The sequence below is a fragment of the Specibacter sp. NPDC078709 genome, from assembly GCF_040686795.1.
Lineage (GTDB): Bacteria > Actinomycetota > Actinomycetes > Actinomycetales > Micrococcaceae > Specibacter.
The window spans coordinates 149,045-168,827 of record NZ_JBFBLU010000007.1; the positions used below are offsets into that span (position 1 = coordinate 149,045).

Here is a 19,783-nt window from a genome sequence, read left to right on the forward strand (position 1 = left end):
TCCATCATTTTTTACCCGTGACGATCTGGTAGCTTCCGTCATAGGGTGATTTGTGGAACGTTGCGGCATTGAGCGTTGTTTCGGAGCTACCGCCGACCTTCAGCGAGGCAGCTCCGCTGTCAAAGTCAACCAGATTAGTTTCAGAGGAGGCCACTGAATTTGCTTGCAGCGTCACACCAGAAGCATGGTAGATCTTTTCTAGATCTCCTGCCGCGGCAAGGTTGTTGCCGGAGGCAATGTTGCTTAGATAGCTGTCAACGAGATGCTGGTTCTCGGCCGTATTCTGCAGTTCCATGCTCACTGTTCCCTGGACGCCTGCGCTCGACTGAGCGCTGGGTCCTTCAGTGGGAGGCTTTGGCCCGAACATTTCAAGCCTGGGGTCCTGGATATTGGGATTGTCCTGAACCTTGGCCCCAGCTTCGATGGTTCCCTTCAGATTGATCGTCATCTTATTGACGTCGCCATCCTCGTTCATGCTCAGTGTGACACCGGCTTCCCCATCGCCGCCAAACTTCATCCCGTCGCCAAGATCCAGTTCAGCCTTGACTGACGCTGTCCCGCTGGCTGTGGCTGTACCGTTGGTGAGGTTCTTTTCGTAGTCGAAGGAGAGTTTTGCTTCAGCGGATGCGTCGTCCGAAAGTTCAAGCTTCCCGCCGACTGACAACGTTCCCTTCACACTTGTGTGGTTGTCAGTGGAACCGTTGTCCTTCGCTGCTCCGTCGAGTGTCTTTTCGATGTACTCGCCAGGATTTCGGATGGCATCGCTCGCCCGTCCGAAACCGTCCGGGGGCAGTTCATTGAGCATTTGTGCACGTGCAGCAAGTGCCTCTTCCAAGGAATCGAACTTATACGTTCTTGAAAGCTCACCGCTGAGTGTCACATCGACGCCAGCCTTGGTGCCGGGTGTGTTAACGCCACCGCTGAGGTCGCCTGCCAGCGTGAGTTCGACAGACCCATCAGCGTTTTGCGTAATCTCGCTCGAGAGGTGGGCGCCGCCGTGCACCCAGGCAATCTGACCATCAACACCCATTGTGTCGGTTTGAGAATACATGGGGATGGATTCTTTGGCCGACTCCACCAGATACTCACGGATTCGATCTTGGTCTTCCGAAGGCAGCTTGTCTTCCAATGCGGCGAGACGGTACGCGTTTGGAATTCCATTCTCGTCGTAGCTGGTCATCAGCTTGGTCTTTTCAGCGTCGCTGAGACTGTTCCACCAGTCCCGAACTTCCTGATCGGTGCGGGTCCCAATGTTCTCAAGGTCGGTCTGGTTCTGCGAAGTCGAGCCGCCTGTGTCTCCCGTCCCGCTGCCCTGGCCACTGCCGCCACCGTGCCCGCCACCAAGGCTGCTTTCTGAGGAAGCAGTTTCCTGCTCTTGTGCTTGGGTCTGCAATTGCTGGTATGTGTCGATGAACATCGCGCTGACTGACTTGATCTGCGGCCGGATCCGCGACGTCCAGTCTTGGCGGAAGCGTTGGGCATCGGGGCCATTCCACCGAGAGTGCATGATGGTCGGGTTGAGGTTACTGGAGGTTGTGTCTAGGACCGATGAGTACTTTTTCAAGAGCTTGGCCAAATTCCGGAGCTCTTCCGGATCGGCTCCTAGCATTTTTTCAGTCATGGCTGTCCGTTCGGTGGATGCATGTAGGGGTGTGGCGGATAGCCAACTATTCTGAGGTCCAGCTTAGAGGGCTGCCGCAAAAATTCCGATGGGGAGCATTGCCCATGGCGGTCAACTGACGGGCCTATAGGCTGGTTACATGGCTATGAGGAAGCAAAGTATCCCAGCAGGAACAGCGCGAACAGCATCGATCATAGTGCTGGCGTTTGCCGTAATCTTCGTTCTTTTTGGGCTGTCCATGTTCCAAGCTGGGAGTGCGGCTGGAGCGGTTGCCAAGGATTTGCAGTTGCATGGCCAGCACGGGACTGTCACCGATGCGCGGGCTAACGTGGGGCGTTCCGACGGTCGCCGGCACGCGCGGCAGGTGGAGCTGACATTTTTGGGCGACGATGGTTCAACACACGTCATGGAGACGGAACATTTTCCACATTTCTACCCTCCCCTGAATTCCAAGGTTGGATGGGTGGATGATTTTGCCACCAAGGATGAGATCGTAGGCCAGCCCGTCAGCTACCGCCTAGGTGAGCGTCCCGCCGTCGAACTTGATAGTGAACTGGCGGCCTTGGCCAACGCAGGGTGGAGCTTTCCAAATTATCTGGGGTTGGCGCTGATGGTTATGGGAGCAGGGGCGGCCATTGGTGGGATTGTGAGTCTTCTCCGTGCCGTGCGGCTGCTGAGGCGGCCGGGCACTACGCCTCGAAATTGACGGCACTGCAACGCCTGAACGGTGACAGGAAGCCTTATTCCATTCGCACACCATTTCTTCCAGACGATTGATTTATTGCTCAATAAGCGGTCCAATGACCCTAAACTGGAAGTCCACTGATAGCGAAGGATGAACGTGAGTCAACAACCCCCGCAGGCAGGTCCAGGGATTACTGGCTCGTCGCCGCTCGAAGAGGCCTATAGATCCGGGTATCTAGCAGGGCACCTGGCCGGATGGGGAGACGCGCTCAAGGCACAGAGTCAGTTAGTCTCCAGTCAAGCGTTGCAGCAGTCGCCACCTCAGGCCCCGGCTCAAGCCCCGCCTCAGGCCCCGGTTCAACCATCGACGACGACGCCGCCCCCTCAGACTCCGGCCCACGCCCCGGCCCACGCCCCGGTTCAGGCACTACCTCAGGCCCCGGTTCCCGCTGCGGCACCGGTCAGCCCTGCGGTGGTGCAGACTCGGCCCTCTGCCCCAGTTTTCCCCCCAGTTACGCAGCAGCGCGTAATGCACCCGACGCCCGAATCCGCAGGCGTGCACGATCCTGCTGCCATCGCTGCGAAGAAGAGCAAGCGCGAAACGCAGAACATCAACATCGCCTTGTATGTGGCGAGTTTGCTGATGGTTGCTGCTGCTGCCCTGTTTGTGGGCAGTAGCCTGCCGGTGACTGCGCGCTTGATCGGTGTCTGGTTGGGTGCGGCGGTGTTTTATGCCGCAGGGCTGTTGCTCCACAACAAGGTTGCCCGGTTGAAGCCAGCCGCCATCGCTTTTACGGGTACGGCCTTGGCTATCATCCCGTTCGCGGGCCTGGCCACCTACAACCTTGGTTTCCCCAATGCGCCAGCCGTGTGGCTGTTTACCTCGCTGGTTGGCACAGTAGCCTACGTTTTCGCTGCCGTTCAGATGCAAAGCCGCCTGATTGTTTACCTTTCACTGGCCTTTCTCCTCTCCACCGCGTGGTCGTCTACGGCCATCTTGGGGGCAGCGTTGGCCTGGTATTTCGCTGCACTCATTGTGTTTTCAGCGCTGCTGTCTTTGTTGGGCAACCTGTTGACGAAGACGGGCAAAAACAGCAGGCTCGCGGGACTGTACGCCAAGCCGCTCTCTGATCTAGGCCCATGGTTTGCCCCCGTCGGCCTCATTGCCTCACTCGTCGCAGCGTCGGCGCTCAACGCCGCCGATCATCTGTTGGTACTTGTGGCTGGCAGTATTTACTACGCAGTCATGTTGTTCGTGCCGTCGCCGGTGCCACGACGGTGGAACTACGTTGGCCTGCGGGCGAGCCTGACACTCGCGGCACCATTCGTGGGATGGCTGCTCCAGCCCGAGAGTGTGTGGGCTGCCGCGGCATTCACTATGGTTCTGCTGGTGCAGATCATTCCCCTGGCCTACGGACAGAAGCAGCTTGATGCCTTCTTGGATCGCGCGGGCTGGGTTAAATTTGATGTTCTGATCAGTGTCCCGTTGCTGGCTCTGGCCGGTTTTAGCTGGAGCGTTCTGATCTTGCAGGGAAGGGAATTCGACAGCGACGCCTTGCTCGTGTGGGGGCTTGCTGCAGGGCTGCTCGCCGCAATTTTAGTGGTTCCTGCCATGCTGCCAGCGGGGGAGTGGCTCCCCGCCCCCGCCATTCTTATGGGTGCGTTGATGTCGCTATACCTCGGCGCCTTGGACTGGACCATCCTGCTCTCCATGGCTTTGGCTTATGCGCTCTTCCGATACACCACCACGAAGTCTGCCCTGATCAAAGACATCGCACTGGTAGCTGCCAGGATTCTCGCGACTGCCTTAGTCGCAGCTGTTCTTGCAGCGCTGATTCCGGCGCAGCCTGGAAAGAGCGCACTCATTGTTGCTGCCATTGCAGTCATCGCCGGGCTACAGCTTCTCCTTGACGCCGTGTTCGTCAAACGCGGAGTGAGTAATCTCGTGACCAAGTATTCTGCTGCAGCGTGGACGCTCATTGGGCTGTGCCTTGTCGTGATGCTGTCGGAGCTCGCTTCCCACGCCACTGCTGCCCTCTCCGCAGGCTCCTCCGCAGGCCTTGGACTGGTTGCTGCAACCCCATGGGAGTTCCTCGTGGCGGCCGGTGTTTTGGGCATCTCGACAGCCATCTATTCCCTAAGCTGCCTGACCCGAGAAAAGGATTGGGTCTCGGGTGAAATCCTAGCCCCGGTCTATCTGATCATTGCGGCGATTGTCACCGGACCGGTGTTCAATGCAGGCGGGGCCAGCATTGCCTGGACCCTGGTCATGGGCTACTTCCTCATCGGAGGCGCGCAACTGAAGGCAAAGACTGCGCACTTGCACCGTTGGAGCTACTGGCGAACGGCACGGGCGGTATCGCTCCTCCTCGCAGTCGCGCTCTTCCAACTATGGCTCGAGTTTGATCCAAGTACCTCACTTGGCGATTCTCATGTCAGCTTAGGACAGGTCCTTCTTCTGGCACTGGTGCCGCAGCTGATCATCCTCATCGTTGTGGCACGCAAGAACCGCAAGATTCCAGGGCTTGACGCCGATATCGTCATCACGCTCGGCGCTGCGATCCTCAGTGCTGGCCTGCAACAACAGCCAACGGACCTACTGCCAGTACTGCTCGCAGGTGTCATAGCTGCTCTCACAATTGCAACGCTGATGGTTGTTACGGCCATGCTAGGCGATACCTTCCGCATGACATTCTGGGGGGCACCCATAGCGCTGGTCGCCGTGGCTCTCTGGAACACGGAACACTACTCGCACGTGACCATAGTTCTTATCACCCTCGTTGCCGCCAGCGCGCTGATTGCTGCGCGGGCGCAGACGCTGATACTGAGATCCAGCCACTTCCTACTAGCCAGCATCGCGCTGACGGCACTCGCCGGGGTTCTCGCCGACTGGATCTTCGACAGCCCAGCCGTTGTAACGCTGGTGCTCTGCGCCGTCCTGCTGGCTCAGACCCCTGTGCAGATAGTGGTCATCCGCTCCGAGAAAATGACCCACCGCGTGGGTCATCCCGTGCTGCGGATGATCAGTGGGTGGCTGTTCTTGGCCGCGTTGTTGGCGCTGCCCGCGAGCTACTATGCGGTGTCCGGTGGGTTTGAGCCGGGAGGGGAAGGGCTGCGCTGGATCGTTTTGCTTGAACTGGTAGCACTGGCACTGGCCGCAATTATTGGGCAGACCCAGCTGTTTCTACGGGGAGCGTCCTACCTGGCATTGCTCGCTATCATCGGCGGAGCCAGCGTCATTGCGCCCATGATGTGGTCCGGTGCTCTCGCACTGATTCTGCTGGCTCTGATGGTAGCTGTCAGCGCGTGGGCCTGGATACGGCCCCCCGCAACCGTGGAGATGCGTTGGTACTGGCTGGTCGCCACAGCAGCCTTTCTGATGACAGCGAGCGTGGTTGATGGTGACGCGGATTCAGGCATCTTTGCGAGCATGTGGCTGGTGGCCGGAGTGGCGCTGATCCTTGGCGCCCACCGTATGGCACAGGCAGCTTTGACGTTGCCCGGTACGCTGCTGGTCTTTGTAGCAGCCGTGCTGGTCCGGTTCCAGACACTGGAGCTGACGGCTCGTCCAGGTGTCTCCGCCTTGACCGGTTTCCTTGTTGTCATGGGTGTTCTGTACCTGGTCCGTCTCCTGCTCATGTTTGCGACGGCGCGGTCCACGATCCTCCGCAGCGTACTGGTCTCCGTGGCCCTGGCCGGCGGCCTGATCTTTGCGATCTGGAGTATGGTCGACCTCGACACCATCCTGTATGGCGCCGGCGCCTTCACTATCGTGGCGGGGCTCAGCTGTCTTGAGGCACCAGCACGCACACGGTGGATGCTGGCCGATATCGCGGTACTTGCCAGCGCACTCGTTTGGTTTATCGCCTGCTCGGTCCATATCTATCTGGGCTCGTTCTGGGGCGTCCTCTGGTGTGCCATGGCGGTGGGAACTATGGCCCTTATCCGTTACCTGCGACAGTTGCCGATCGCCGGAAAAAATATGCTCATGGTTGCCTCGGGCTTTGCTAGCTTTGCTGCCGTCCTCACCATTTTCAGCGGCGAGACGGTACAACAATTGGTCATACTGCTGGTCTTTGTCGCCTTGATTGCCGTGGGCTTGAGTCTGGATGAACGCGTCTTCACGATTTGGGGTGCTGTGGGTGTGGCTACGGCAGTGCTCTGGTACTTGCGCGGATTCACCTACCTCATGCTGGCGATTTTGGCTCTGGCGTTGATTGGTTTTGCCATCTGGCGTTTGAACCGGAAGCGACCAAGTTCCATGCCAAACGCCATTCAAAGTACGACGCCGGCCCCTCCTGCTCCGCCGATCGGAGGGTATGGGCAGGCTCACCCAGGCAACGGCCCTCACCCGGGGGCAGACACAGCCACGGGCACTAATAATGGTGACATCCCTCACCGGGATGGGCTCGGATAGTTGAAACGTGCCCTGCGCGGAGCTGAATCGGGCGCCGCGCAGGGCCCGTTGTGGTGGAGCTAACTCAACCCCCGATTGGTGTTTGGCAGCAGAATCCGGCATACTTATTGAGTTGTTCAAGTGCTTTTTCGTGTCCCGGTCGAGATAATGCTCGTCGCAGGGTCCAAGCTAAAGCCCAAACATGACAAGCCCTCCACATAGACGGTGTGGGTACGTGCGTGAATTATTCGCGACACGCCCGACCGCGGGGGGCGGAGCTTCGATGGATTGAGGAACCCGGATTTATCCGGATTCAGTTCATTTGTGAGCGTGGCTGTGAGTGCCACAGATTGAACCGGAAAAGTAAACAGCGTTTACGTCAACAGCATCGCTACTACAGGTTGCTTCGTTACAGGAAAGAGAGTCACGACGCCATGGCGGGACAAAAAATCCGCATCCGGCTGAAGTCATATGACCACGAGGTTATTGATGTTTCAGCTCGGAAGATCGTTGAGACGGTCACGCGCGCAGGCGCAACGGTAGTAGGCCCCGTGCCGCTGCCCACAGAGAAGAACATTTACTGCGTAATTCGTTCGCCTCACAAGTACAAGGACAGCCGCGAGCACTTTGAAATGCGCACGCACAAGCGTCTAATCGACATCATTGATCCCACGCCCAAGGCAGTTGATTCGCTCATGCGTCTCGACCTGCCGGCCGACGTGAACATCGAAATCAAACTGTAGGGAGGTGCTGAGAAACTATGACCGCGACCCGAAACACTAAGGGCATCCTGGGCACGAAGCTCGGCATGACCCAGGTCTGGGACGAGAACAACTTGCTTGTTCCTGTAACTGTCGTCCAGGCCGATTCCAATGTCATCACCCAGCTGCGCAACGCAGAAGTTGATGGCTACACCGCTGTTCAGATCGGCTACGGCCAGATCGATCCTCGCAAGGTCACCAAGCCTTTGGCTGGTCACTTCGAGAAGGCTGGTGTTACCCCCCGCCGCCACGTCGTCGAGCTGCGCACTGCAGACGCTGACACCTACACCCTCGGCCAGGAGCTCTCCGTTGAGATCTTCGAAGCCGGCCAGAAGGTCGACGTCGTCGGTACTTCAAAGGGTAAGGGCTTCGCCGGTGTCATGAAGCGTCACGGCTTCCACGGCGCCCCGGCTTCGCACGGTGCACACAAGAACCACCGCAAGCCCGGTTCCATCGGTGGCGCGTCCACCCCTGGCCGCGTTTTCAAGGGTATGCGCATGGCAGGCCGTATGGGTGCCGAGCGCGTAACCACCATGAACCTCACGGTTCACGGTGTTGACGCCGAGAAGTCGCTGCTGCTGATCAAGGGTGCCGTCCCCGGCGCCCGCGGCTCGGTCGTACTCGTACGCACCGCCGTGAAGGGAGCATAAGTAAATGGCTACTGTAAAAGTTGACCTGCCTGCAGAGATCTTCGACGTACAGACCAACGTGCCCTTGCTGCACCAGGTTGTCGTAGCTCAGCTTGCTGCTGCCCGTCAGGGTACACACAAGACCAAGACCCGCGCCGAAGTATCCGGTGCAGGTCGTAAGCCGTTCGCACAGAAGGGTACCGGCCGCGCCCGTCAGGGTTCTATCCGCGCCCCTCACATGACCGGCGGTGGCGTTGTCCACGGTCCGACCCCTCGCGATTACAGCCAGCGCACACCCAAGAAGATGAAGGCTGCTGCTCTGCGCGGCGCCCTCTCTGACCGTGCACGCAACGGCCGTATCCACGTAGTTGCTGAATTGGTTTCCGGCACCACGCCGTCCACCAAGGCTGCAAAGGCTGTTTTGGCCGCCGTTACAACGCGCAAGAACTTGCTCGTTGTCATCGAGCGCGCCAACGACGCCACTGCACTGAGCGTACGTAACATCACCAACCTGCACGTCATCTACGTTGACCAGCTCAACACCTATGACGTTCTGGTCTCCGATGACATCGTCTTCACACAGGCCGCTTACGAGGTATTCATCTCCGGTCGCGCAGCGTCAGAAGCTTTCGCTTCCAGCATGCTGTTGGTTGAAGACTTGGTTTCCGAGGATTCCGTAGATGGCGCCGAAGGCACCATCAAGGGCAACAAGGACTCCATGAAGTACCACGTGCCTGGTTCACGCTGGTATGACGCCACTGAGGCTGAAGTTTGGTTCACCACGGTTGAGGACGCCAAGGCCGCTGGCTTTGTTCCCGCCGGCGGCGAAGCTGCCCAGACCATTAAGGAGGACGGCAAGTGAGCGCCGTTACCATCAAGGATCCGCGCGACGTAGTGCTTGCACCCGTCGTATCGGAAAAGAGCTACGGCTTGATCGACGAAGGTAAGTACACCTTCTTGGTCGACCCCCGCTCAAACAAGACCGAGATCAAGCTGGCCGTGGAGAAAATCTTCTCCGTCAAGGTCGACTCGATCAACACCATCAATCGTGTTGGTAAGCGTAAGCGCACCAAGTTCGGTTGGGGACAGCGCAAGAGCACCAAGCGCGCAATTGTCTCCCTCCGCGAGGGCACGATCGACATCTTCGGCGGTCCGCTTTCATAAGCGGAGACCACTTTAACGAGGAAATATACTATGGGAATCCGTAAATACAAGCCGACAACCCCGGGCCGTCGCGGCTCGAGCGTTGCCGACTTCACAGAAATCACGCGGTCGACGCCGGAGAAGTCTCTGGTCCGTCCTCTGCCCAAAAAGGGTGGCCGTAACAACACCGGTCGCATCACGACTCGTCACAAGGGTGGTGGCCACAAGCGCCAGTACCGCTTGATCGACTTCCGTCGTCACGACAAGGATGGCGTCAACGCACGCGTAGCTGAGATCGAATACGATCCCAACCGCACCGCACGCATCGCCCTCCTGCACTACGTTGATGGAACCAAGCGTTACATCGTCGCACCGAACAAGCTCAAGCAGGGCGACTTCGTAGAAGCCGGTCCCGCAGCTGATATCAAGCCTGGCAACAACCTTCCGTTGCGCAACATCCCCGTGGGTACTGTTATCCACGCTGTGGAGCTGCGTCCCGGTGGCGGTGCCAAGATGGCTCGTTCAGCTGGTGCCTCGGTTCAGCTCGTCGCCAAGGAAGGCAAGTTCGCCCAGCTGCGTCTGCCCTCCGGCGAAATCCGCAACGTTGATGCGCGCTGCCGCGCGACCATCGGCGAAGTTGGTAACGCTGAGCAGTCCAACATCAACTGGGGTAAGGCTGGCCGTATGCGCTGGAAGGGCGTACGCCCGACCGTCCGCGGTGTTGTCATGAACCCGGTTGATCACCCACATGGTGGTGGTGAGGGTAAGACTTCCGGTGGACGTCACCCGGTTAACCCGAACGGTAAGCGCGAAGGCCGTACCCGCCGTCCCAACAAAGAGAGCGACAAGCTGATTGTTCGTCGCCGCCGTACTGGCAAGAACAAGCGATAGGAGCCTGGAGACATGCCACGTAGCCTGAAGAAGGGTCCCTTCGTTGACCAGCACCTCTTTGTAAAGGTAGCTCGGGAGAACGAAAAGGGTACCAAGAACGTAATTAAGACCTGGTCCCGCCGCTCGATGATCGTCCCCGATATGTTGGGTCACACGATCGCCGTGCACGATGGTCGCAAGCACATCCCCGTGTTTGTTACTGAGTCGATGGTCGGGCACAAGCTCGGCGAATTCGCCGCAACGCGGACATTCCGCGGCCATGTCAAGGACGACCGTAAGGGCAAGCGCCGCTAGGCGCTTGTCAATACGGCAAAGACGAGAGAGAGATAGCAATGGAAGCCAAGGCAAGTGCGCGTCATCTGCGCGTAACGCCTATGAAGGCCCGGCGCGTCGTCAACCTGATTCGTGGCAAGCAGGCGAATGAGGCATTGGCGATTTTGAAGTTTGCCCCCCAGGCAGCTTCGGAGCCGGTCTTCAAGGTAGTCCAGTCCGCAGTGGCTAACGCCCGCGTTCTGGCGGATCGCGACAGCATCGCGTTCAACGAAAATGATCTGTACATCAGCGAAATCTTCGTTGATGAAGGCCCCACCATGAAGCGGTTCCAGCCGCGAGCACAGGGCCGTGCATTCCAGATCAAGAAGCGCACCAGCCACGTCACCGTGGTTGTCGCTACACCCGAGAAAGAGGAGGTTCGCTAAGTGGGACAGAAAGTAAACCCGCACGGATTCCGTCTCGGGATCACCACGGACCACCGTTCACATTGGTTCGCGGACAGCAACAAGCCCGGTCAGCGTTACAAGGACTTCGTAAAAGAAGACATCCAGATTCGCGCACTCATGTCCACGGGCATGGACCGCGCCGGCATTTCCAAGGTTGAGATCGAGCGCACCCGTGACCGTGTACGTGTGGATATCCACACCGCACGCCCCGGTATCGTTATCGGTCGTCGTGGAGCAGAAGCAGACCGCATCCGCGGCGAGCTCGAAAAGCTCACCGGCAAGCAGGTTCAGCTGAACATCTTGGAAGTCAAGAACCCGGAAGCTGATGCTCAGCTCGTTGCCCAGGGCATCGCAGAGCAGCTGACCTCACGTGTGGCATTCCGCCGCGCGATGAAGAAGGCCATGCAGTCCGCACAGCGCACCGGCAGCGTCAAGGGCATCCGTGTCGCTTGTGCTGGTCGCTTGGGTGGCGCTGAAATGTCACGCACCGAGTTCTACCGCGAAGGTCGTGTGCCCCTGCACACCCTGCGTGCCAACATCGATTACGGCTTCTTCGAAGCCAAGACCGTTTTCGGCCGCATTGGTGTCAAGGTCTGGATCTACAAGGGCGATGTCACGTCCAAGGAACTGGCTGCTCAGGCAGCTGCTGCTCCTGCTCGTGGCCGTGGCCCGCGTCGTGACGGCGATGACCGCGGAGCCCGCGGTCCCCGCGCCGGTGGCGACCGTCGTCGTAACGACCGTCCTGAGCGCACCGAGGCAGCTGCCGCGGTTGAGGCTCCTGTAGCTGCAGAGGTTGCGGCTCCGGCAGTAGAAGGAGGAGAGGCGTAAATGCTTATCCCACGTCGCGTAAAGCATCGTAAGCAGCACCACCCCGGTCGTTCGGGTCAGGCTACTGGCGGCACCACGGTTTCGTTCGGCGAGTGGGGCATTCAGGCCCTCACGCCGGCATACGTAACCAACCGTCAGATTGAGTCTGCTCGTATTGCCATGACCCGTCACATCAAGCGTGGCGGTAAGGTGTGGATCAACATCTACCCTGACCGTCCCTTGACGAAGAAGCCTGCTGAAACCCGCATGGGTTCCGGTAAGGGTTCACCCGAGTGGTGGATCGCAAACGTCAAGCCGGGCCGTGTTCTCTTTGAACTCTCCGGTGTATCAGAAGAGGTAGCACGCGAGGCATTGCGCCTGGCAATCCACAAGCTGCCGTTGAAAGCACGCATTGTGCGTCGCGAAGGTGGTGAGTAGAGATGTCAGTTGGTTCCAAGGAACTTGCCCCTGCACAGCTTGACGGGTTTGACAATGCACGTCTTGTTGAAGAACTCCGCAAGGCAAAGGAAGAACTGTTCAACCTGCGCTTCCAGTCGGCCACCGGCCAGCTGGAAAGCCACGGTCGTTTGCGCGTTGTAAAGCGCGACATCGCCCGCATCTACACAGTGCTGCGTGAGCGCGAGCTGGGCATTCGCCCGGACGTCGTTGCCGCTGCACCCGTGGAGAAGGCCTCCAAGAAGGCTGACAAGGAAGCCAAGAAGGCCTCCAAGAAGGCTGAAGCAACAGAGGAGGACGCCAAGTGAGCGATTCTGTAGACAACACCGAAAACGGCGCGGAGACTCTCGTTCGTAACGAGCGCAAGAAGATGCGCGGTTACGTAGTTTCCGACAAGATGGACAAGACCATCGTCGTTGAGGTTGAAGACCGCGTAAAGCACGCTCTTTACGGTAAGGTTCTTCGCCGCAACAAGAAGGTCAAGGCCCACGACGAAGAGAACAGCGCCGGCATCGGCGACCTCGTCGTCATCAGCGAGACCCGCCCGCTCTCCGCAACCAAGCGTTTCCGCCTGGTTGAGATCGTAGAGAAGGCTAAGTAAGCCAACTCACGCACTTGTGCGTGGTTGATTGCTAAAATGTTGGGCCCGCTGCCACTTGTGGCAGCGGGCCCAACGTTGTTTAAGCCACGATGTCCAAAGCGCGGCGGCGGTGGGTTAGCGGCCAGAATGTGTGTCCAGCCCGGGCGTGTCAGTGGCTTCTGCTTCGAAACAGCAGATGATGCGCTGAACCTGCTCGAAACTGCAGAAGACGCGACAAATCCGCGATTTTCATCGCATCATCTACGTTTTCAAATCCAGACCGTAACCACATAGCGGCCGCCCCATCCAGCGCTGCGCCGGTCTCGCCTAGTCCCATCCAACTAGCCACATCCAAGAAGGGTTGATGGCAAAATCGGTGACAACGAGGCGTGCTTGGCTTGAGGAATCCTAATCGCGGTGTGGGGGAGGTAACGCACATGGTTAGCGCACAGCGTAAGGTGTGGTAACGACGTCGTGCTAGGATTATCTATTGCTGCGCCTTTTCTGTGCCGCCGTTTACGGCAGTGGCAGTTGGTGCGCAATTTCCTCGTAAATACCTCGTGCCGCTACAAACTGCCATCCGGAGCGTGAATTTTCACGCAATAAACCGGGACGGAAAGTGGAGTTGGCATGAAGTGTTTAGGCGTGTTTTGGCAAAATCCAGGCACGTCAAGAGACATCCCGAACAATACGTTCCGCAAGGCTTGTGCGCAGATAGTTTGTGTTCAAGAACCAGCGCGACGAACAGGAGATACTAGTGATTCAGCAGGAGTCGCGGCTTAAGGTCGCCGACAACACGGGGGCCAAGGAAATCTTGACCATCCGCGTTCTCGGTGGATCTGGGCGCCGCTACGCAGGCATTGGCGACACCATTGTCGCAACCGTCAAGGATGCAATCCCCGGCGGTAACGTAAAGAAGGGTGACGTCGTCAAGGCTGTCATCGTTCGTACCAAGAAGGAACGCCGCCGTGCGGATGGTTCCTACATCAAGTTCGATGAGAATGCAGCTGTCATTCTCAAGACTGACGGGGACCCCCGCGGTACCCGTATCTTCGGCCCGGTTGGCCGTGAACTTCGTGACAAGAAGTTCATGAAGATCATCTCGTTGGCTCCGGAGGTGCTGTAACACATGGCAAAGATCAAGAAGGGTGACCTGGTTCAGGTCATCACAGGCGCCAAGGCTGAGCGTGGCGGCGACCGTGGCAAGCAGGGCAAGGTCCTGAAGGTCTACACCGAAACCAACCGCGTGTTGGTTGAAGGCGTAAACCGTGTCACCAAGCACACCAAGGCCGGTCAGACCGAACGTGGCACCAACACTGGTGGCATCGAGACCGTCGAGGCACCCATTCACATCTCTAACGTTGCTGTAGTGGACCCGTCCACGAAGAAGCCGACTCGCGTTGGTTACCGCACCGAAATCGTTGAGCGCGATGGCCGCAAGCGTGAAGTACGCATCCGCGTTGCCAAGACCTCGGGGAAGGATCTGGCATGAGCGCCGCAGTAGCAGAGAACACACCCAAGATCACACCTCGCCTGAAGACCCGCTACGCAGCGGAAATCAAGGCTGGTTTGGTTGAGGAGTTCAAGTACTCAAACGTTAACCAGGTTCCGCGCTTGGTCAAGGTAGTTGTCAACATGGGTGTTGGAGATGCCGCTAAGGACTCCAAGCTCATCGACCACGCTGTCCGCGACCTCACCGCCATCACCGGCCAGAAGCCCCAGGTTTCCAAGGCACGCAAGTCGATCGCTCAGTTCAAGCTGCGCGAAGGCATGCCGATTGGTTGCCACACGACTCTCCGTGGAGATCGTATGTGGGAATTCCTGGACCGCTTGGTCACGCTGGCTCTGCCCCGTATCCGCGACTTCCGCGGCCTCAGCGGCAAGCAGTTTGACGGCAACGGTAACTACACCTTCGGTCTGACCGAGCAGGTTATGTTCCACGAGATCGACCAGGATTCCATTGACCGCCCTCGCGGTATGGACATCACTGTCGTGACCACAGCCAAGACCGATGACGAAGGCCGTGCCTTGCTTAAGGCACTCGGCTTCCCGTTTAAATCCGAAGATAAATAATCTACGTAACAGGTCCGTTCTGCGGGTTCAACGTGCTGAAATCTGATTTTCACGCCTTGGTGCCACGCGAAGGAAACCGTTACGAGGAAGGGCAAGCGCCCAAATGACAATGACAGATCCTGTCGCAGACATGCTTACGCGTCTGCGCAACGCAAACTCGGCACACCACGACACCGTGACCATGCCGTTTAGCAAGCTTAAGGGCCACATCGCCGACATCCTCAAGGCACAGGGTTACATCTCTGCCTGGAAGGTTGAAGACGCTGAGGTTGGCAAGAAGCTCACCATCGATTTGAAGTACGGCCCCGCACGTGAGCGTTCAATCGCTGGCCTGCGCCGTATCTCCAAGCCGGGACTGCGCGTATACGCGAAGTCCACAAACCTCCCCAGCGTTTTGGGTGGTTTGGGTGTCGCTATTTTGTCGACGTCTTCAGGTCTGCTGACCGACCGCCAGGCTGCCAAGAAGGGCGTGGGTGGGGAAGTCCTCGCCTACGTCTGGTAGTAGAGAGAGAAGGGAAAGAACTTATGTCACGTATTGGACGTCTCCCCATCTCTGTGCCTGCCGGCGTTGAGGTCAAGATTGAAGACAGCCTTGTTTCCGTCAAGGGCCCGAAGGGACAGCTGGAACTTACCGTTGCCAGCCCCATCACGGCAGCAATTGACGAAAACATCATCACCGTTAGCCGCCCCAACGATGAGCGCGAATCACGCTCACTCCACGGTTTGACTCGCACCCTCATTGACAACCTGATCATCGGTGTCACCGCGGGCTACGAGAAGAAGCTGGAAATTGTTGGTACCGGTTACCGCGTAGTCGCCAAGGGCAAGGACCTCGAGTTCGCTCTGGGCTTCAGCCACCCGGTCATCATTGAGGCACCGGAAGGCATCACACTGGCCGTAGAGAGCCCCACAAAGCTCTCCGTGTCAGGAATTAGCAAGCAGCAGGTGGGCGAAGTTGCTGCCAACATCCGTAAGCTGCGCAAGCCCGACCCGTACAAGGGTAAGGGCGTTCGCTACGCTGGCGAGATCATCCGCCGCAAGGTCGGAAAGGCTGGTAAGTAACCATGGCACTATCCGTAAGAGGAAAGTCCAAGGCCGCAGCACGCGGCCGTCGCCACCTGCGTGTGCGCAAGCGCATCAGCGGCACCACTGTACGTCCGCGTCTGGTCGTCAACCGTTCAGCTCGCCACGTATTCGTTCAGGTCATTGACGACACCCAGGGCCTGACCCTGGTGTCTGCATCGACTCTGGAAGCAGACATGCGCGCATTTGACGGCGACAAGACCGCCAAGGCAAAGCGTGTTGGTGAGCTCGTTGCAGAGCGCGCCAAGGCTGCCGGCATTGAAGCTGTTGTCTTCGACCGTGGCGGTAACCGCTACCACGGCCGTGTCGCAGCTATTGCTGATGGTGCACGTGAAGGCGGGCTGGCACTGTGACCGAAAACATTAACAAGGAGAACACTGTGTCAGAAGCAACTGCAGCTGACGGTGCCGCGAAGACTGAAGCAGCTGCAGGCGCCGATGGCGCTCGTGGCCGCGGCGGTCGCGACGGCGCACGTGGAGGCCGCGAAGGCGGTCGCGACGGTGGCCGTGGCCGTGGTCGCGACGGTGGACGCGAGGCTGAGAAGAGCCAGTTCATCGAGCGCGTTGTCAACATCAACCGTGTTGCCAAGGTTGTCAAGGGTGGTCGTCGCTTCAGCTTCACCGCTCTGGTAATCGTCGGTGACGGCAACGGCATGATCGGTGTTGGCTACGGTAAGGCTAAGGAAGTTCCTGCCGCTATCGCCAAGGGTGTTGAAGAAGCCAAGAAGTCCTTCTTCCGCGTTCCCATGGTTGGCAAGACCATTCCTCACCGCGTACAGGGTGAAGCCGCTGCCGGCGTCGTCATGTTGCGTCCGGCTGCAGCTGGTACCGGCGTTATCGCCGGAGGTCCGGTTCGCGCCATCCTGGAATGCGTTGGCATCCACGATGTACTGTCCAAGTCACTGGGTTCCTCCAACGCCATCAACATTGTTCACGCAACAGTTGCGGCTTTGAAGGGCTTGGAAGACCCCAAGGCTGTTGCGGCTCGCCGTGGCCTGCCTTTGGATGAAGTTGCTCCGGCTGTGCTGTTGCGCAATATGCAAAAGGCGGGTCTGTAATGACTACACCGAAGAACATTCAGCCTTCTGACAAGAAGCTGGAAATCACTCAGATCAAGGGCATCATTGGTGCCAAGCAGAACCAGAAGGATTGCCTTCGTTCACTGGGCCTGAAGCACATCGGCGACGTTGTCGTTCGTACCGCTGATGCAGTGACCGTTGGCATGATCAACACGGTTCCGCACCTGATCAAGGTTGAGGAGGCGAAGTAAAGTGGCTGAGAAGAACACTGCTGAGACTGTTGAAAAGCAGAACGCACTGAAGGTTCACCACCTGCGTCCCGCACCGGGTGCCAAGACGGCTAAAACCCGTGTTGGCCGTGGTGAAGGATCCAAGGGTAAGACCGCAGGCCGCGGTACCAAGGGTACCAAGGCTCGCTACCAGGTAAAGGCTGGCTTTGCCGGCGGCCAGCTGCCGCTGCACATGCGTCTGCCCAAGCTGCGTGGCTTCAAGAACCCGTTCCGCGTGGAGTTCCAGGTTGTTAACCTGGCCAAGCTGAACGAGCTCTTCCCCGAAGGTGGCGTTGTCACCGTCGAGACACTCGTTGAAAAGGGTGCAGTTCGCAAGAACCAGCCCGTGAAGGTGCTGGGCACCGGCGATATCACCGTCAAGGTAGATATCACCGCCCACGCATTCTCCACCAGCGCCGTCGAGAAGATCGCTGCTGCAGGTGGCACCACCACCGAACTGTAAAAAGTTCACAAATGCGCACATCTAGCGACTAGACTCTTGGTGGGCGGAGCTCATGTTCCGCTCACCAGGGGTCTTTCGTTTTATGCGGAAGTTTCGGAATGCTTGGATCAGCCAAGAATGTTATCCGTAACAGTTCCTTTGCGAGCTGCATCACCCACTAGACTCAATCCTTGGGCCTCACTTGAGAAGCCACTTCATCACTACACATCAGGAGGACGCTTGCTTACCGCATTTGGCCGCGCCTTTCGCACGCCTGATCTGCGACGCAAGTTGTTGTTCACGCTGGGAATTCTTGCCATCTTCCGCTTGGGCGCTTTTATCCCCTCGCCTGGAATTGATTACCGAAATGTCCAACAGTGCGTGAATGCGGCTGACACAAGTCAGGGCATTTACCAGCTCGTGAACTTGTTCAGCGGCGGCGCCTTGCTTCAGGTTTCCATTTTTGCTTTGGGAATCATGCCCTACATCACGGCGAGCATCATCGTTCAGCTGCTCCGCGTAGTGATCCCCCGTTTCCAGGAACTGCACCTTGAAGGTGCCCAGGGCCAAGGTCAGCTCACGCAGTACACGCGTTACTTGACCATTGCACTGGGTCTGCTTAACGCCACTACCTTGGTGACACTTGCCCGTTCAGGCCAGCTCTTTGCTGGCTGTGGCGCCGCAGGTACCCCGGGTGCGTTGATCCCTAATGACAACCTGATCACCATTTTGCTGCTCATCATCACCTTGACCGCCGGTTCCGGCCTGATCATGTGGATGGGTGAGCTCGTGACTGAAAAGGGTGTCGGCAACGGCATGTCCTTGTTGATCTTCGTGGCCATTGCAGCAATGTTCCCGACCTCCTTGGGCGCCATCCTCAAGACCCAGGGCTGGGGCACCTTCCTTACCGTTATGGCAGTGGGTCTCTTGGTTGTTGCACTGGTTGTGTTTGTTGAGCAGTCCCAGCGCCGCATTCCCGTGCAGTACGCCAAGCGTATGGTTGGCCGTCGCACCATGGGCGGAACCAGCACCTACATTCCCATCAAGGTCAACATGGCCGGCGTTATCCCGGTTATCTTTGCTTCCTCGATGCTTTACCTGCCAGCTTTGATCGCACAGTTCGCTACTCCGGCGAACAGCACCGATGTTCCCGGTTGGGTTGAGTGGATTAACAACTATCTGACGCGTGGAGACCACCCGGTCTACATGATGATTTACTTCCTGCTGACTATTGGCTTCACGTATTTCTATGTGGCCATTACCTTCAACCCTGAAGAAGTCTCAGACAACATGAAGAAGTACGGCGGCTTCATCCCGGGCATCCGTGCCGGCCGCCCCACGCAGGACTACCTGCAATACGTAATTTCGCGCATCACGCTCCCGGGCTCGATGTACCTGGGCATTGTTGCTCTGATCCCGCTGATCGCCTTGGTCATGGTCGGTGCAAACCAGAACTTCCCATTCGGCGGCACCTCGATCCTCATTGTGGTGGGTGTTGGTTTGGAGACAGTCAAGCAGATTGATGCGCAACTCCAGCAGCGCCACTACGAAGGGTTATTGCGATGACAAGAATGCTGATTATTGGACCTCCCGGGTCAGGAAAAGGCACTCAGGCGGAACGAATCTGTGGAGAGCTCAATATTGTAGCGATCTCCACGGGCGACATCTTCCGGGCAAACGTCAAGGGTGAAACACCCTTGGGTTTGGAAGCCAAGAAGTACATGGACAACGGTGACTTTGTGCCCGATAGTGTGACAAACCGGATGGTTCGTGATCGGCTCGCCCAGAGTGATGTTGCCGAGGGCTTCCTGTTGGATGGCTACCCGCGCACATCACCCCAGGTGGATGAGTTGGATGACATTCTGGCCGCGGCCGATGCCAGCTTGGACGTAGTTGTGCAATTGACAGCCGATGACGAAGAACTCGTCAAGCGCCTGTTGGGCCGTGCGCTGGAGACAGGCCGCAGCGATGACACTGAAGCTGTCATTCGCCACCGTCTGGATCTCTACCGCGAGCAGACTGAGGTTGTAGTGTCCCGCTATGCGGAGCGCGGCATTTTGGCCAAGGTCGACGGTTTGGGCGAGATGGATGACGTGACCTCACGTGTCATGGAAGCCATCAAGAAATTTAAGGGCGAGGCAGCCTAGCACCGCCACTGCAGTATCAACCGGTGCCTTCAGGCATGTGGTTGTGAAGGAGGGTTCCTTCCCG

The 19,783-nt window shown here is 58.1% G+C and carries 24 protein-coding genes and 1 pseudogene; 24 read left to right on the forward strand and 1 reads right to left on the reverse strand.

Going from position 1 to position 19,783, the window contains the following annotated elements; all coding sequences use genetic code 11:
- Window positions 1-4: 4 nt before the first annotated feature.
- The gene (locus tag AB0P14_RS13900; RefSeq protein ID WP_363843306.1) at window positions 5-1,621 is read right to left on the reverse strand and encodes a hypothetical protein; all 1,617 of its coding nucleotides are present in this window, start codon (window positions 1,619-1,621) and stop codon (window positions 5-7) included.
- A 139-nt stretch (window positions 1,622-1,760) separates the two neighbouring features.
- Here AB0P14_RS13900 and AB0P14_RS13905 point away from each other — a divergent pair, with 139 nt between their 5' ends.
- The 24 genes and pseudogenes from AB0P14_RS13905 (at window position 1,761) to AB0P14_RS14020 (ending at window position 19,719) form a co-directional block, all read left to right on the forward strand.
- Window positions 1,761-2,327, forward strand: a complete 567-nt coding sequence (locus tag AB0P14_RS13905; protein ID WP_363843309.1) for a hypothetical protein — start codon at window positions 1,761-1,763, stop codon at window positions 2,325-2,327.
- A 507-nt stretch (window positions 2,328-2,834) separates the two neighbouring features.
- A complete protein-coding gene (locus AB0P14_RS13910) occupies window positions 2,835-6,722 on the forward strand; it encodes a hypothetical protein (RefSeq protein WP_363843312.1) in 3,888 nt (1,295 codons plus the stop codon).
- Between the two features lie 413 nt (window positions 6,723-7,135).
- A complete protein-coding gene (rpsJ, locus tag AB0P14_RS13915; RefSeq protein WP_038464699.1) occupies window positions 7,136-7,444 on the forward strand; it encodes a 30S ribosomal protein S10 in 309 nt (102 codons plus the stop codon).
- Between the two features lie 17 nt (window positions 7,445-7,461).
- Window positions 7,462-8,112 carry a 50S ribosomal protein L3 gene (gene rplC / locus AB0P14_RS13920; protein WP_269937571.1) on the forward strand — a complete coding sequence of 217 codons (651 nt, stop codon included), beginning with the start codon at window positions 7,462-7,464 and terminating at the stop codon, window positions 8,110-8,112.
- A gap of 4 nt (window positions 8,113-8,116) precedes the next feature.
- A pseudogene (rplD, locus tag AB0P14_RS13925) lies at window positions 8,117-8,716 on the forward strand (50S ribosomal protein L4); the annotation flags it as partial.
- A gap of 233 nt (window positions 8,717-8,949) precedes the next feature.
- Window positions 8,950-9,255 carry a 50S ribosomal protein L23 gene (gene rplW, locus AB0P14_RS13930; RefSeq protein WP_131394257.1) on the forward strand — a complete coding sequence of 102 codons (306 nt, stop codon included), beginning with the start codon at window positions 8,950-8,952 and terminating at the stop codon, window positions 9,253-9,255.
- Between the two features lie 30 nt (window positions 9,256-9,285).
- The gene (gene rplB, locus AB0P14_RS13935) at window positions 9,286-10,125 is read left to right on the forward strand and encodes a 50S ribosomal protein L2 (protein WP_104110180.1); all 840 of its coding nucleotides are present in this window, start codon (window positions 9,286-9,288) and stop codon (window positions 10,123-10,125) included.
- A 12-nt stretch (window positions 10,126-10,137) separates the two neighbouring features.
- A complete protein-coding gene (gene rpsS, locus AB0P14_RS13940; protein ID WP_110105559.1) occupies window positions 10,138-10,419 on the forward strand; it encodes a 30S ribosomal protein S19 in 282 nt (93 codons plus the stop codon).
- Window positions 10,420-10,457: 38 nt separating this feature from the next.
- A complete protein-coding gene (gene rplV / locus AB0P14_RS13945) occupies window positions 10,458-10,823 on the forward strand; it encodes a 50S ribosomal protein L22 (RefSeq protein WP_203312228.1) in 366 nt (121 codons plus the stop codon).
- Window positions 10,824-11,672 (forward strand): 30S ribosomal protein S3, encoded by an 849-nt coding sequence (gene rpsC, locus AB0P14_RS13950; protein ID WP_062286638.1) that lies wholly within the window; start codon window positions 10,824-10,826, stop codon window positions 11,670-11,672.
- A complete protein-coding gene (gene rplP, locus AB0P14_RS13955) occupies window positions 11,673-12,089 on the forward strand; it encodes a 50S ribosomal protein L16 (RefSeq protein WP_110483672.1) in 417 nt (138 codons plus the stop codon).
- A gap of 2 nt (window positions 12,090-12,091) precedes the next feature.
- A complete protein-coding gene (rpmC, locus tag AB0P14_RS13960; protein WP_062286640.1) occupies window positions 12,092-12,415 on the forward strand; it encodes a 50S ribosomal protein L29 in 324 nt (107 codons plus the stop codon).
- A 62-nt stretch (window positions 12,416-12,477) separates the two neighbouring features.
- A complete protein-coding gene (gene rpsQ / locus AB0P14_RS13965) occupies window positions 12,478-12,708 on the forward strand; it encodes a 30S ribosomal protein S17 (protein ID WP_062292996.1) in 231 nt (76 codons plus the stop codon).
- A gap of 736 nt (window positions 12,709-13,444) precedes the next feature.
- Window positions 13,445-13,813 (forward strand): 50S ribosomal protein L14, encoded by a 369-nt coding sequence (gene rplN / locus AB0P14_RS13970; protein ID WP_363843321.1) that lies wholly within the window; start codon window positions 13,445-13,447, stop codon window positions 13,811-13,813.
- 3 nt (window positions 13,814-13,816) lie between these two features.
- Window positions 13,817-14,179: a 50S ribosomal protein L24 gene (gene rplX, locus AB0P14_RS13975; RefSeq protein WP_363843324.1), complete on the forward strand. Its 363-nt coding sequence runs from the start codon at window positions 13,817-13,819 to the stop codon at window positions 14,177-14,179.
- On the forward strand, window positions 14,176-14,760 hold the full coding sequence (gene rplE, locus AB0P14_RS13980; protein ID WP_062286643.1) for a 50S ribosomal protein L5: 585 nt from the start codon (window positions 14,176-14,178) through the stop codon (window positions 14,758-14,760). Before rplX ends, rplE begins: the two co-directional genes overlap by 4 nt.
- Before the next feature lie 103 nt (window positions 14,761-14,863).
- On the forward strand, window positions 14,864-15,262 hold the full coding sequence (gene rpsH, locus AB0P14_RS13985) for a 30S ribosomal protein S8 (RefSeq protein WP_363843327.1): 399 nt from the start codon (window positions 14,864-14,866) through the stop codon (window positions 15,260-15,262).
- Window positions 15,263-15,285: 23 nt separating this feature from the next.
- On the forward strand, window positions 15,286-15,822 hold the full coding sequence (rplF, locus tag AB0P14_RS13990) for a 50S ribosomal protein L6 (protein ID WP_363843330.1): 537 nt from the start codon (window positions 15,286-15,288) through the stop codon (window positions 15,820-15,822).
- A gap of 2 nt (window positions 15,823-15,824) precedes the next feature.
- On the forward strand, window positions 15,825-16,196 hold the full coding sequence (gene rplR / locus AB0P14_RS13995; protein WP_363843333.1) for a 50S ribosomal protein L18: 372 nt from the start codon (window positions 15,825-15,827) through the stop codon (window positions 16,194-16,196).
- Entirely contained in the window at window positions 16,193-16,900 is a 708-nt protein-coding gene (gene rpsE / locus AB0P14_RS14000) for a 30S ribosomal protein S5 (protein ID WP_363843336.1), read from the forward strand. The genes rplR and rpsE overlap by 4 nt, the downstream gene beginning before the upstream one ends.
- Window positions 16,900-17,112, forward strand: coding sequence for a 50S ribosomal protein L30 (rpmD, locus tag AB0P14_RS14005; protein WP_363843339.1), 213 nt, complete (start codon window positions 16,900-16,902; stop codon window positions 17,110-17,112). Before rpsE ends, rpmD begins: the two co-directional genes overlap by 1 nt.
- 1 nt (window position 17,113) lies before the next feature.
- Window positions 17,114-17,593, forward strand: a complete 480-nt coding sequence (rplO, locus tag AB0P14_RS14010; protein WP_363843341.1) for a 50S ribosomal protein L15 — start codon at window positions 17,114-17,116, stop codon at window positions 17,591-17,593.
- Between the two features lie 219 nt (window positions 17,594-17,812).
- Complete coding sequence (gene secY / locus AB0P14_RS14015; RefSeq protein WP_363843344.1) at window positions 17,813-19,138, forward strand: preprotein translocase subunit SecY; 1,326 nt, start codon at window positions 17,813-17,815, stop codon at window positions 19,136-19,138.
- A gap of 5 nt (window positions 19,139-19,143) precedes the next feature.
- Window positions 19,144-19,719 (forward strand): adenylate kinase, encoded by a 576-nt coding sequence (locus AB0P14_RS14020; protein WP_363843521.1) that lies wholly within the window; start codon window positions 19,144-19,146, stop codon window positions 19,717-19,719.
- The last annotated feature ends 64 nt before the right edge of the window (window positions 19,720-19,783 follow it).